The sequence below is a fragment of the Vibrio sp. OPT24 genome (assembly GCF_015163545.1).
In the GTDB taxonomy this organism is placed as follows: Bacteria; Pseudomonadota; Gammaproteobacteria; order Enterobacterales; family Vibrionaceae; genus Vibrio; species Vibrio cyclitrophicus.
This window is the reverse complement of sequence record NZ_JADDYI010000020.1, coordinates 346,858-361,186: the sequence shown is the minus strand read 5'-3', so window position 1 is coordinate 361,186 and position 14,329 is coordinate 346,858. Positions and strand designations below refer to the sequence as shown.

Below are 14,329 nucleotides of genomic sequence, written 5' to 3'. Positions count from 1 at the left end.
GTAAAATAGTTAAAGTTAATCGATAGAAATTTGGTAGTAGGGTAAACATGGCTGTTGTTGGATTAGGTACAGATATCGCAGAAATTGAACGTGTCGAAAAGGCGTTGTCGAGAAGTGGTGACGCTTTCGCACAGCGAATTTTGACGGATTCTGAGTTTGAAGTATTTCAGCAACTCAAGCAGAAAGGGCGTTATCTTGCGAAGCGTTTTGCGGCAAAAGAAGCTGCATCTAAGGCGTTAGGCACCGGCATCGCGCTTGGTGTGACCTTTCACGACTTTGAGGTTTCTAATGATGAGCATGGCAAGCCCGTATTGAGTCTGCATAAAAAAGCGCGTGAAATTGCGGAAGCAAGTGGAACCAAGTCGATCCATCTGACTATTTCCGATGAGCGGCATTATGCAGTAGCAACGGTCTTACTCGAATCATAAACAAATTACCGCTAATCTTAATCTAGTTCGAATTCAGAATTAGAAAAAAAGCAGAGCTCATAGGCTCTGCTTTTTATTGGTCTACATTTAGAGCGCTCAGCCGTTCTACCGCTGTTATCTCTTGGCCGGTTTCAAATAATGAATTGCGGTTGCTTGAACCTTATCTAATTCATCTTGAAGTTCAAAAAGTTCTGGCTCGATATCTTCAACGGAAGTGCCGAAACGTAACTCTTTCTCTATCGTCGCACAAACCGATTTTAGCCTTGGGACACCACTGTATGAACTGCTGCCATGCATCTTATGGATTATGTGTATCAACTGTTCAACTGGGTAATCACTGTCTTCAATGGCCTTATCTGCGGCCTCATAAACCTCAGGGATAAAGTCCACTAGCATCTTCAGCATATCGCGTGCGAGATCTTCTTTGTTGGCGGCTTGTTTCATTGCTGCTTGCCAATCAATGATGATGTTCTTATGTTCGTTCGCTTCTGTTTCTGATATTTGGCTACTGTCTATTTCAGTGGATACCGCCGGATGCGCTGGATCTATTTTTTCAATGTGCTCAACCTCTGATGTCGAACTCCAATGTATCAACACCTGTTGTAAAACGTGCTCTTCAATTGGCTTGGTGAGGTAGTCATCCATACCTGCTGCAAGCAGTCGATCACGTTCGCCAATCATGGCATGAGCTGTCACGGCTATCACGGGTGTATTCGCATTATTAGCCAGTTTCTTAATGTTCTGACAAGCGGTTACACCGTCCATTTGAGGCATTTGAATGTCCATGAAGACGATATCAAAGTGTGTTTCTGTTGCCTTGTCGATCGCTTGCTGACCACTGGTGCAACTTATGACCGTTTCTACACGTTCTTTTAGCAACGCGGTAATCAATTTAAGGTTGGCTGGGTTGTCATCAACCGCTAATACCGTGAGCGGCAACTTCTCTTCCGAGTGAGTCTCAATCGCTGGTGCAATCAAGGTTGGCGCCTGATTAGAGACGAGAGTTTGCAACAGTTTTTTACGAGAGAGAGGTTTGGTTATGCACTGAACATCGACCTCTTTCATTAATTGCTCACCCAGCGCGAGTTCGGTACTTGGTGTTCCTATAATTACATTTTGAGCGATCTTCTTAGCGCCAATAGCCCAACCACTTACGGTATCAAATTGGTATTCTTGATTTGCAGCAAGGTTGAGTAGAACGTAGTCATACGAGGTAGACTCGTCCGGCATCACCGAACGATAAGTGACCACTAAGCCTTCTTGGGTCAAGATCTGCTGAGTGATCGATGCCGCTTGCATATTTGGTTCGATCAGCAGGAGCTGTTTGTCTTGTAGGCACTGTGTTTCGATAAGCTCTGTCATTGGCATATCGGTAGAAGAAAGTCTCAACGTAAACCAGAACGTAGAACCTTGGTGTAGGCGACTGGTTAAGCTTATCTCTCCTCCCATCTGGCTCACCAGCTTTTGGGTAATAACTAGGCCTAAACCAGTACCGCCATAACGACGAGAAATACTTGCATCGGCTTGGCTGAACGCTTGGAATAGTTGAGCTTGTTGGCGCTCAGAGATACCAATGCCGGTATCTCGAACCATGAACTGTAGCTCAATGCTATCTTCGGTTTGAGAGCGGAGTTCAACACTGATGTCTATGTTGCCACGCTCAGTGAATTTGATTGAGTTACCTACTAGGTTGGTTAGAATTTGCTGGATTCGGAGTGGGTCTCCTACCACACCTGGTGGAACTTTCGGATCGATCTTAAGCGTCAGCTCTAGCCCTTTCTCATGAGCATTGGTTGCTTGAAGGTTCACTACCTCTTCAAGGCTAGCTTGGAACTCAAATGGAATGTTCTCTAGAGCCAGTTTGCCGGCTTCAAGTTTCGAGAAGTCCAAGATATCGTTGATGATGCTAAGCAGGTTGTTGGCTGAGCGTTCAATGGTTTGCAGGTAATCAGTTTGACTGTTCGATAGGTGCGTCTTAAGCATCTGACGAGTAAAACCAATCACCCCGTTCAGCGGCGTTCTCAGTTCGTGAGACATATTCGCTAAAAATTCAGACTTAACTCGCGCCGCTTCTTGAGCTCGTTTTTTCGCGATGTCTAACTCAACGTTTTGAATTTCTAACTGCTCCAGCGTTTCACGTAGATCTGAGGTCGCTTGGTCGATACTGTGCTGCATTTCGACGTGGTATTCTGATAGCGATACCGCCATCGCGTTGATACCGTTTTTCAATGAGTCTAGCTCACCATGCATTTTTCCTTCGATACGCACATCTAGGTGACCACGACGAATTCGGTCGACCATATTTTTCATGTGTGTGATCGGTTGCGTTACGTCATGCATCAAGCGAAAAGCAAATACACCAGAGAGCCCAAGCCCAAGAATTAATACCAAGAAAGCAGAGAACACCTCTTGATACTGCTGTAATCGCAGTGATGACAGGTCTAACTCTATCGCAATATAACCGATCGCTTGGTTGGCTTGAGACTGCCCATTGGCTGAGTTGATGTACTGCCCCTCAGCGATGATAGGCGTCCGAAGAATCAGCGTGTTATCGAGTAGGTTCGATGAGCTTAAATGCGGAATCGGTTTATCTTTAGGATAGGTAAGGCTTTCGAAGTCTGGGTGGAAGTTTGAGGTTACAAACAGCTCATGGCGTTCATCAAATACCGCGATACTGCGCACCAGTTTAGAATTTTTTCGATGCGCATAGCTAATCAACTGACGAACAGACTCTCGACTTTCGAGTTTCATGCCTGATTCACTCGCAATCGCCAGTGGTTCAATGATGCTAGTACCAGTATTAACCACTTGACCCTCAAGGTCTTGATAGCGGTTAAATGAGAAAAATGCACTCAATAGCAGCCCAATAATCAGGGTTGGAGCTAGAGTTAAGGTAATTACACGGGCTCTTAAGCCATATCTGGTCATGTTCTTTAATTACATCGAGGTCTGGATATGGGAAAATAACGCACACAATGGCGGTTAAGTGAACGGTAAGCTTAATCAAAGCCGTGACGTTCGACAATGATTCCAAGACATAATAGTGAGTCCTGGATACCAATTACTTATTAAAAGATACATTAGGCACAAGCAATGGCACGTTTTTTCCAACCAAAAAAGAAAACTCAACTCGAGACCAAGCATCAATCGGTTTTGGTTGAACGAATGGATCACAATGGCGCTGGCATCGCTTATCAGAAGAATAAACCCGTTTTCATTGATGGCGCATTGCCAGGTGAGCAGGTGGTTATTCAACTTACTGAGAGCAAAAGTAAGTTTTCGCGAGCAAAACTTATCAAATTACTTAAACCGAGTGAGCTGCGATTAAAGCCATTTTGTAATCACTTTAATCAGTGTGGTGGCTGTCACCTTCAACATCTTGGTTACTCTTCTCAGGTTGAGCATAAATCACAATCTTTGACGCATTTGATGAGCCAATATCAAACGGCGAATACTGAAGTTACTCAGCCGATTGTAGGTGATGAAACCGGTTATCGACGTCGCGCGCGTATCAGCCTATTTGTTGACAAGAAGACACAACAGCTTCAATTCGGTTTCCGTAAGAAACAAAGTAAGCAGATTGAAAACATCACCGACTGTGCTGTACTGGATCCTCACCTTAATATATTGCTGCCAAAGCTGAAAAGTTTACTCAATACTTTCAGCAACCTTACGTCTTTAGGACACGTTGAATTGGTTTTGGGCGATACTGGCCCTGTTATGGTGCTACGTCATCTTAAGCCTTTGGTTGAGAAAGATGAGCAAGCATTGATTGCACTCGCTAAAGTTGAAGGTGCTACGTTGTATACTATGCCAGAAACGGACAAGCTTATTCGTTTAGTTGGCGATACGCCTTCTTATAGCGAAACTGGCGTAATGTTACCGTTTGAACCAAACCACTTTATTCAAGTAAACCAGAAAGTGAACCAGCAAATGGTTGCTCAAGCGATTGAATGGCTAGAACCTCAAGCCGATGAGCGAGTGCTTGATCTGTTCTGCGGCCTGGGTAACTTCAGTTTACCGATCGCGCAACAATCGGCATTTGTGGTGGGTGTTGAAGGTGTAGATGAAATGGTCCAACAGGCCACATCTAATGCAGCATTAAACCAGTTAAGCAATACGGATTTCTACCAAGCAAACCTAGAAGAAGAGCTGTCTTCACAACCTTGGGCAAAAGAGAAATTTGATAAAATATTGCTTGACCCTGCCCGTGCTGGAGCGAGTGGGATCGTTGATCAAATTTCAGCGCTAGGAGCGAAGCGTGTGGTTTATGTTTCGTGTAATCCTGCTACTCTAGCTAGAGATTCTGAGAGCTTAGAAAAACAAGGCTATCAATTGGCCAAATTGTGTATGCTAGACATGTTCCCGCACACCAGTCATCTAGAATCGATGGCTCTCTTTATCAAGGCTTAGAGGCCTCTAAATAAGGCTTCAAAATGAATCAAAAAGGTGCAGGAAAGCCTGCGCTGATATCAATATGGTCGAACTAACTTGGAATCAGTTAGTCATATTGAATTGGGTATAAAACATAATAACTAGGAAGGCATGATGGTTGCGGTAAGAAGCGCACATTTAAACCCAAGCGAACAGTTTGAGCTAGAAAGTTGGATTGCGTCATTGAATCAAGACGCAAAGACCTCGAATAAACTGATCAAAGTTTATCGTCACTGTGAAGAGCTGTTAAAAGATCACGATCAAGCGTCTCTCCTGCTTTGGCGTGGGCGTGAGATGATCGAAATCTTGGTTACGCTGTCTATGGACCGTGCGACGTTGATCGCTGCACAACTTTTCCCAGTCGTCTCAAGTGGTGTTTTTGAGCGTGAAGCGTTTGAAGAATACTACGGCAAAGAAACCGTAAAGCTGATTGATGGCGTTGAAGAAATGGCGGCGTTAGGCCAGCTAAACGTGACCCTTGAAGGCAGTGCTGCCTCGGGTCAAGTCGATAACGTTCGTCGTATGCTACTGGCGATGGTCGACGACTTCCGCTGCGTAGTCATCAAGCTAGCAGAGCGAATTTGTAACCTTATTGAAGTGAAAAAGGCCCCTGATTCTGTGCGCCGTGCGGCAGCAAAAGAGTGTTCTAATATTTATGCTCCACTTGCTAACCGTTTAGGTATTGGTCAGCTGAAGTGGGAAATCGAAGATTACGCGTTCCGTTATCAACAACCCGACACTTATAAGCAGATTGCTAAACAGCTGTCTGAGCGTCGTATCGTCCGAGAACAATACATCACAGACTTTGTTGATGACTTAACGGCAGAAATGAAGCGTTCAAGCATTAATGCGGAAGTCAGCGGTCGACCAAAACACATCTACAGTATCTGGCGTAAAATGCAGAAGAAAGGCTTAGCGTTTGATGAGCTTTTTGATGTGCGTGCAGTGCGTATTATCGCAGATCAACTGCAAGACTGTTATGCCGGTTTGGGTGTGGTTCACACCAAATACAAACACTTACCAAGTGAATTTGATGACTACGTGGCGAACCCTAAGCCAAATGGTTACCAATCAATTCATACTGTAGTTCTGGGCCCTGAAGGCAAGACCATTGAGATTCAAATCCGTACCAAGCAGATGCATGAAGACTCTGAGCTTGGTGTCGCTGCGCACTGGAAGTACAAAGAAGGTGCTTCAAGCGGACGCAGTGGTTACGACGAGAAAATTACTTGGTTGCGTAAACTTATCGACTGGCAAGAAGAGATGTCTGATTCTGGCGAGATGCTGGATGAAGTTCGTAGCCAAGTATTCGATGACCGCGTTTATGCCTTTACACCACGAGGTGACGTGGTTGATTTACCTATGGGTGCAACCCCACTGGACTTCGCTTACCACATCCACTCGATGGTTGGACACCGTTGTATCGGTGCCAAAGTTGCTGGTCGAATCGTCCCATTCACTCATAAGCTATCAATGGGTGATCAAGTTGAAATCATCACCCAGAAAGAACCGAACCCTTCACGTGACTGGCTAAACCCAACCACAGGCTTCGTTCATTCTGGTCGTGCTCGTGCAAAAATTAACGCATGGTTCCGTGCTCAAAGTCGTGAGAAAAATCTAGAAGCGGGTCGAGACATCCTTGAGGTTGAACTAGCCAAAGTGGGTGCAACCCTAAAAGATGCCGATCAATATGCTTTGAAACGTTTCAATGTAAATACGCCAGATGAACTCTATGCTGGTATTGGTAGTGGCGATTTGCGTATTAACCAAGTGGTTAATCATATTAATGCCTTGGTTAACAAACCAACAGCGGAAGAAGAAGACAAAAAAGCGTTAGAGAAACTGCTTGAGTCAGAAAACAAACCCGCGCAACAAAGCCGCCCTAAGAAAGATGCGGTTGTCGTTGAAGGCGTTGATAACCTGATGACGCATTTAGCGCGTTGTTGCCAACCTATCCCTGGCGATACAATCAAAGGTTATATCACTCAAGGGCGTGGTATCTCAGTTCACCGGGCTGATTGTGAGCAATTAGGTGAGCTTCACCTGCACGCACCAGAGCGTATCATTGATACCGTCTGGGGTAATGGCTTCGTTGGATCATATATCCTAACGCTGCGTGTTGAAGCGCTAGAGCGGAATGGCTTATTGAAAGATATCACCTCTTTGTTTTCAAATGAAAAGATTAGTGTGACGACAATGAAGAGCCGTATCGACTACAAACGTCAGCTATCGGTGATGGATTTTGATTTGGAAGTGACCAATATTGAAATTCTGAGTCGAGTGACTAGCCGAGTAGAACAAATCAAAGATGTCATGAGCGTAAAACGCCTAGGCTAAAATTCTCGTCATACTTGAAGCTGATGGCGTTGTTGCCTGCGCGCACTCCGGAGTGCCGGCCCAGGCTCATCACATAGACAAGCTATGCTCAGGAGTTTCGCTTGCTTGTCGCCTAGCCACAGTTTCAATTATTTAGAGAATTAGACAGTATCAACAAAGGTGAGTGGTTTTGGCTGCTCACCTTTTTTAGTTCTAATATCTTTTAGTTTGAGTACCTTTTAGTTTCAGTGAAGCTATAAATTTAAAAAATCAAAGACAGTGAATAGGAAGAAAACGATGAATCACCCGATTGAACAACTTGAACAGATTATGACTAAGCTGCGCGATCCTGAAGGTGGCTGTCCTTGGGATTTGAAACAAAACTTTGAAACAATTGTGCCGCATACTATCGAAGAAACATATGAGGTGGTGGACGCGATTTACAACAAAGACTGGCCGAACCTGCAAGAAGAGTTGGGTGACTTGTTGTTTCAGGTAATCTTCTACAGCCAATTAGCAAAAGAGCAGGGCTTGTTTGAGTTCTCTGATGTGGTCGACGGTATCAATGAGAAACTAACACGCCGCCATCCGCATGTTTTTTCTGATACCGAATTTGCAAGTGATGAAGAAATTAATGCTAACTGGGAAGCTGAAAAGGCCAAAGAAAAAGCCGAGGCAGGAAAAACTCAGGAAAGTATTCTAGACTCAATACCAAACTCTCTGCCCGCACTTTCGCGTGCTACAAAGATTCAAAAACAAGTCGCAAAATACGGCTTTGATTGGGACTCTATCGGTCCAGTTGCAGATAAGGTTTTAGAGGAAGTCGATGAGGTGCTAGAAGAAGCGCTTCAAGTGACACCAAATGAAGACATGGTTGAAGAAGAGTTGGGTGATTTACTGTTTGCGACGGTTAATTTGGTCCGACATCTGGGGAAAAATCCGGAATCGGCTCTGACAAAAGCAAACCTGAAATTTTCACGACGTTTTAAAGGCGTCGAACAAATAGTTCGCCAACAAGATAAGGATTTAACCGATTTTTCACTACAACAGCTTGATTCTATGTGGGATGAAGTCAAAGTGGCGGAGAAAAGATAACCAAAGCATTTATCATGAATTGATTTGAAGCAAAAAATAAAAAATAGCAGTGTGATAGATTTCACGTTGTGGCGATAAGGGGCTTCTGGTATATTTTCATCCCGTCCAGAAGTAATCCATTTCCCTCATTCAACCAATTTCAGGTTAAACATGACGACAAATTACATTTTTGTTACTGGCGGGGTTGTATCCTCTCTAGGTAAAGGTATTGCAGCAGCATCTCTTGCGGCTATTTTAGAAGCTCGTGGTCTTAAAGTGACTATGATGAAGCTTGACCCTTACATCAACGTTGATCCAGGCACTATGAGCCCGACTCAACACGGTGAAGTGTTCGTTACGGAAGATGGCGCTGAAACTGACCTTGACCTTGGTCACTACGAGCGATTCATTCGCACCAAGATGACTAAGCGTAACAACTTCACAGCAGGTCGTGTTTATGCTGACGTTCTACGTAATGAACGTCGCGGTGATTACCTAGGTGCAACAATCCAGGTTATCCCTCATATTACTAACTCTATTAAAGAACGCGTAATCTCTGGTGCTAAAGGCCACGATATCGCGCTTGTTGAAGTTGGTGGTACTGTTGGTGACATCGAATCTCTACCATTCATGGAAGCGATTCGTCAGCTAGCTGTCGAATTAGGTCGTGAACGCGCAATGTTCATGCACTTAACTCTAGTTCCTTACCTAGCGGCTGCAGGTGAAGTGAAAACTAAGCCAACGCAACACTCTGTAAAAGAGCTACTTTCTATCGGTATCCAGCCTGACATCCTAGTTTGTCGTTCAGATCGTGTTATCCCAGCAAACGAACGTAAGAAAATTGCTCTTTTCTGTAATGTACAAGAAAAAGCCGTTATCTCGATGAAAGACGTAGATTCTATCTACAAGATCCCACAGTTAATCCGTGCACAAGGCATTGATGATCTTGTGTGTACGCGTTTCGGTATCAATGCACCAGAAGCTGATCTGTCTGAGTGGGAACAAGTAATTTACGAAGAAGCTAACCCAACGGGTGAAGTGACGATTGGTATGGTTGGTAAGTACATTGAACTACCTGATGCATACAAATCAGTAAACGAAGCACTTAAGCACGCAGGCTTGAAAAACCGCCTAAGCGTCACAATTAAATACGTAGACTCTCAAGATGTTGAGTCAAAAGGCGTAGAAATTTTAGAAGGCCTAGACGCAATCCTAGTTCCTGGTGGCTTTGGCGATCGTGGTGTTGAAGGTAAGATTCTTGCTGCTCAATACGCTCGTGAAAACAAAGTACCTTACTTAGGTATCTGTCTGGGTATGCAAGTTGCTCTTATTGAGTACGCTCGTAACGTTGCGAAGATGGAAGGAGCACACTCTTCTGAATTCTGTAAGGAAACTAAATACCCTGTTGTTGGCCTAATCACTGAATGGATCGACGGCGAAGGTAAAGTTGAAGAACGTACTGAAAAATCCGACCTAGGTGGTACTATGCGTCTAGGCTCACAGCTTTGTCACCTTGCTAAAGGTACTAAGGCTTACGAATTATACGGTAGCGCGACGATCCATGAACGTCATCGTCACCGTTACGAAGTGAACAATAATCTTCGTCCACAAATTGAAAAAGCGGGCCTAAAAGTATCAGGTCTATCTGCGGACAAGAAACTGGTTGAAGTTATTGAGAACCCGAACCACCCATGGTTCGTTGCTGCTCAATTCCACCCAGAGTTCACTTCAACACCTCGCGATGGTCACCCATTGTTTGCAGGTTTCGTTAAAGCAGCTGGTGAATATCAGCGCGGCGAATTAGAAAAGTAAAAAGGAATACAGGTAGCTGCGTAAGTTGTGCTGCTACCTTTTAAATTTGACATTTATATATATTCAACGAGAAGGAAACATTCAATGTCTAAGATCGTTAAAGTTCTAGGTCGTGAAATCATCGATTCACGTGGTAACCCAACTGTAGAAGCTGAAGTACACCTAGAAGGCGGTTTCGTAGGTATGGCTGCTGCTCCATCTGGCGCATCTACTGGTTCTCGCGAAGCTCTTGAGCTACGTGACGGCGACAAATCACGTTTCCTAGGTAAAGGTGTTCTTAAAGCTATTGAAGCTGTAAACGGCCCAATCGCTGAAGCTCTAGTAGGTTCTGACGCTAAAGCACAAGCTGACGTTGACCAAATCATGCTTGACCTAGACGGTACTGATAACAAGTCTAAGTTTGGCGCGAACGCTATCCTAGCTGTATCTCTAGCTAACGCAAAAGCTGCTGCTGCTGCGAAAGGCATGCCTCTATACGAGCACATTGCTGAGCTAAACGGTACTGCTGGTCAGTTCTCTATGCCTCTACCAATGATGAACATCATCAACGGTGGTGAGCACGCAGATAACAACGTTGACATCCAAGAGTTCATGATCCAACCAGTTGGCGCTAAAACTCTTAAAGAAGGTCTACGTATCGGCGCTGAAGTATTCCACAACCTAGCTAAAGTTCTTAAGTCTAAAGGCTACAGCACTGCAGTTGGTGATGAAGGTGGTTTCGCTCCTAACCTTAAGTCTAACGCTGAAGCTCTAGAAGTTATCGCAGAAGCTGTTGCAGCTGCTGGTTACGAACTAGGTAAAGACGTTACTCTTGCTATGGACTGTGCAGCATCTGAGTTCTTCGACAAAGAAGCTGGTATCTACAACATGAAGGGCGAAGGTAAAACTTTCACTTCTGAAGAGTTCAACCACTACCTAGCTGAGCTAGCGAACAACTTCCCAATCGTTTCTATCGAAGACGGTCTTGATGAGTCAGATTGGGATGGCTTCAAGCACCAAACTGAACTTCTAGGCGACAAGCTTCAAATCGTTGGTGACGATCTGTTCGTTACAAACACTAAGATCCTTGCTGAAGGTATCGAGAAAGGCGTAGCTAACTCTATCCTTATCAAGTTCAACCAAATCGGTTCTCTAACAGAGACTTTAGCTGCTATCAAGATGGCTAAAGACGCTGGCTACACTGCAGTAATCTCTCACCGTTCTGGCGAAACTGAAGATGCAACTATCGCTGATCTAGCGGTAGGTACAGCTGCAGGTCAAATCAAAACTGGTTCTATGAGCCGTTCTGACCGTGTTGCTAAGTACAACCAACTTATCCGTATCGAAGAAGCTCTAGGTTCTAAAGCTCCTTTCAACGGTCTTAAAGAAGTTAAAGGTCAATAATTCCTAGCGAATTATTCATCTAAGCTTTTTAAATGCCTCGCTTATGCGGGGTATTTTTTTGCCTGTATAAAAGTGAACTTATTAAACTGTCCTTTTTATACCTACAATTCGTCATTCTCGAGACCTACGGAGGAGGGCGTTGATAATCTCATCGCGTGTTACGAACAATAATAGTCCCCCGACTTATTTATTCCCTAGCTCCACATATCTCGCACCAATAAGCGCATTATGGTATATATGTGCCTTATTCTAGTTCCTTCTTTTTCAACCGGCGAAAGGTGTTATGCGAATTTTTGCTTTAGTACTGCTCATAGTGTTTGGCTGGCTACAACATACACTGTGGCTCGGTAAAAATGGTATTTCTGATTACTACGGTGTGAACAACGAAATCCAAGTTCAACAACAAGTAAATGAAAAGCTGCATATTCGAAATGCAGAAATGTTTGCTGAGATTGATGATCTGCGCCAAGGCTTAGACGCAATAGAAGAGCGTGCTCGTCATGAGCTTGGGATGGTGAAAGAAGGCGAAACGTTTTACCGCATAATTGGTGAGGAATCTCATTAATGTCTACACAACTTCAAAGCGTTGTAGCGGTCGTACCAGCAGCTGGTATTGGTAGCCGAATGAAGGCTGACCGACCTAAGCAATATCTTAAGATTCACGGCACAACCATTTTAGAGCACACCGTTGAGAAGTTACTTTCTCATCCACAAGTGTCGCAAATTGTGGTTGCGGTTAGTGACGATGATCCTTACTACCCAGAGCTTACGCTTAATCATAATCCACAAGTGCTCAGAGTGTCTGGTGGGAGCGAGAGAGCTGATTCCGTGCTCTCTGCCTTAGATTATATCGCGCGACAGCAACTCGGTGATTGGGTTATGGTCCACGATGCAGCAAGACCTTGTGTTCAATTGAGTGATATCGACAAGTTGATTTCAGGTGCGATGAACCATGAGGTAGGGGCTATTTTAGCTGCGCCTGTTCGCGATACGATGAAGCGAGGTGCCCAAGGGCAGGTTGAGCATACCGTTGATCGAGCCGATTTATGGCACGCCCTTACACCACAAATGTTTCGAACTAAGCCTTTACGTAACGCATTGAGTCAGGCGTTAGAGCAAGGTGTTTCAATTACAGATGAAGCCTCTGCTTTTGAGTGGAAAGGTTTATCACCAGCCTTAATAGCGGGGCGTTCAGATAATTTTAAGATTACTCAGCCTGAAGATTTAGCTTTGGCTGAGTTTTATTTAAGTCAGAATAAGGAATAATGATGATTCGTATTGGTCACGGCTTTGATGTACATAAGTTTGGTGGTGAAGGCCCGGTAATTATTGGTGGCGTTAGCATTCCTTACGAGCAAGGACTTATCGCACACTCAGACGGTGATGTTGCCCTGCACGCATTATGCGATGCTTTACTGGGTTCAATTGCAGCGGGTGATATTGGTCGTCATTTCCCTGATACGGATGATGAATGGAAAGGCGCAGATAGTCGTGAATTGCTTAAAGATGTGTACCGTCGAGTAAAAGAGCAAGGTTATGTGATTGGTAATGCAGATATTACTATCATGGCGCAAGCGCCTAAAATGGCTCCTCATATAGACTCTATGTGCCAAGCTATTGCACAAGATTTAGAAACCAGCATTGGCAATGTGAATGTAAAAGCGACGACTACTGAGCGTTTAGGTTTTACAGGTCGCAAAGAGGGCATCGCATGTGAAGCGGTAGTCCTAATTACTAAAAGTGCGTAAGCACCAACACGAAAAGAACAGCATGTCAGATATTTTATCTTCATTGGCTTACCTAAACGGTAAACCAACTGCGAAAGCAAAACTAAAAGCAAAAGCCGAACACTTTGTCGTTAATGAAGACTTAGGTTTTGAGTTTACTGGTGAAGGCGAACACCTAATGGTTCGTATTCGTAAAACTGGTGAAAACACGAGCTTCGTAGCAAATGAGCTGGCTAAAGCATGTGGTGTTAAGTCGAAGGACGTGAGTTGGGCTGGTTTGAAAGACCGTCACGCGGTTACCGAGCAATGGTTGAGCGTACACCTACCTAAAGGTCAGCCTGACTTTTCAGATTTCTTAGCACAGTATCCAAGCATTGAGATCTTGGCGATGGCACGACACAACAAAAAGTTACGTCCAGGTGATTTAGTTGGCAACCAATTTGAGCTGACTTTGTCTGAAGTAACTGATTGTGATGATGTGGTAAAGCGTTTAGAAAAAGTCGCTCAAGTCGGCGTGCCAAATTACTTCGGAGCTCAGCGTTTTGGTAATGAAGGTAACAACTTATCTGAAGCTCGACGTTGGGGGCGTGAAAATGTTCGTACGCGTAATCAGAATAAGCGCAGCTTGTACCTTTCTGCAGCTCGTTCTTGGATTTACAACCTGATCCTTTCAGACCGTATCAAGCAAGATGCGTTTGCATCGGCACTGGTTGGCGATATTGTCGTGAAAGACGGTGCTCAACTAGTGGTAACTGCGGATAATATCGAAGCGGTAAATCAAGACATCGAGAACGGCTCTTCGTTTATTACGGTTGCTTTGGCTGGAGATAATGCGTTACCTACAATTGATGCGTCTCAAGCTTTAGAGCAAAAACACCTTGATGCTGAACCGGATCTAATGGCGCTTATTTGCGGTAACCGCATGCGCCATGATCGCCGTGAAGCTTCGTTGAAGCCTACTGGTTTAACTTGGGAAGTGGACGAAGATAATATTACTCTTAAGTTTTCTCTTGATGCGGGTTGTTTTGCTACCGCTATCGTTCGTGAACTTGTCGAAGAAGTTCACGTAGAGAGAAGCTACGAGCAGTAATGATTCAGTTTGGAGCTAAGTGGCTTGATATGGGAATTTGAGTCACTTGGCATGGAACAAAAGAA

General features: G+C 44.4%; 11 protein-coding genes. 10 read left to right on the top strand and 1 reads right to left on the bottom strand.

The window, feature by feature from the left end:
- Positions 1–47: 47 nt before the first annotated feature.
- Positions 48–428 (top strand): holo-ACP synthase, encoded by a 381-nt coding sequence (gene acpS, locus IQO02_RS07290; protein ID WP_010435769.1) that lies wholly within the window; start codon positions 48–50, stop codon positions 426–428.
- Between the two features lie 114 nt (positions 429–542).
- Here acpS and barA read toward each other — a convergent pair whose 3' ends face one another.
- Complete coding sequence (gene barA / locus IQO02_RS07285) at positions 543–3,356, bottom strand: two-component sensor histidine kinase BarA (protein ID WP_016793494.1); 2,814 nt, start codon at positions 3,354–3,356, stop codon at positions 543–545.
- A 165-nt stretch (positions 3,357–3,521) separates the two neighbouring features.
- On the opposite strand from barA, the gene rlmD reads away from it, so the two are divergent.
- From rlmD to truD, 9 genes are all read left to right on the top strand, one after another.
- Entirely contained in the window at positions 3,522–4,841 is a 1,320-nt protein-coding gene (rlmD, locus tag IQO02_RS07280) for a 23S rRNA (uracil(1939)-C(5))-methyltransferase RlmD (RefSeq protein WP_016793493.1), read from the top strand.
- A 135-nt stretch (positions 4,842–4,976) separates the two neighbouring features.
- Complete coding sequence (relA, locus tag IQO02_RS07275) at positions 4,977–7,199, top strand: GTP diphosphokinase (protein ID WP_016793492.1); 2,223 nt, start codon at positions 4,977–4,979, stop codon at positions 7,197–7,199.
- Between the two features lie 276 nt (positions 7,200–7,475).
- Positions 7,476–8,273, top strand: coding sequence for a nucleoside triphosphate pyrophosphohydrolase (gene mazG, locus IQO02_RS07270; RefSeq protein ID WP_016793491.1), 798 nt, complete (start codon positions 7,476–7,478; stop codon positions 8,271–8,273).
- A gap of 150 nt (positions 8,274–8,423) precedes the next feature.
- Entirely contained in the window at positions 8,424–10,064 is a 1,641-nt protein-coding gene (locus IQO02_RS07265; protein WP_010435781.1) for a CTP synthase, read from the top strand.
- Positions 10,065–10,148: 84 nt separating this feature from the next.
- Positions 10,149–11,447, top strand: a complete 1,299-nt coding sequence (gene eno / locus IQO02_RS07260; RefSeq protein WP_010435783.1) for a phosphopyruvate hydratase — start codon at positions 10,149–10,151, stop codon at positions 11,445–11,447.
- Positions 11,448–11,730: 283 nt separating this feature from the next.
- Positions 11,731–12,012, top strand: coding sequence for a cell division protein FtsB (gene ftsB, locus IQO02_RS07255; protein WP_010435786.1), 282 nt, complete (start codon positions 11,731–11,733; stop codon positions 12,010–12,012).
- Positions 12,012–12,713, top strand: a complete 702-nt coding sequence (gene ispD, locus IQO02_RS07250; protein ID WP_010435790.1) for a 2-C-methyl-D-erythritol 4-phosphate cytidylyltransferase — start codon at positions 12,012–12,014, stop codon at positions 12,711–12,713. Before ftsB ends, ispD begins: the two co-directional genes overlap by 1 nt.
- 2 nt (positions 12,714–12,715) lie before the next feature.
- On the top strand, positions 12,716–13,195 hold the full coding sequence (gene ispF, locus IQO02_RS07245) for a 2-C-methyl-D-erythritol 2,4-cyclodiphosphate synthase (protein WP_010435793.1): 480 nt from the start codon (positions 12,716–12,718) through the stop codon (positions 13,193–13,195).
- Positions 13,196–13,217: 22 nt separating this feature from the next.
- Entirely contained in the window at positions 13,218–14,264 is a 1,047-nt protein-coding gene (truD, locus tag IQO02_RS07240) for a tRNA pseudouridine(13) synthase TruD (protein WP_010435794.1), read from the top strand.
- The last annotated feature ends 65 nt before the right edge of the window (positions 14,265–14,329 follow it).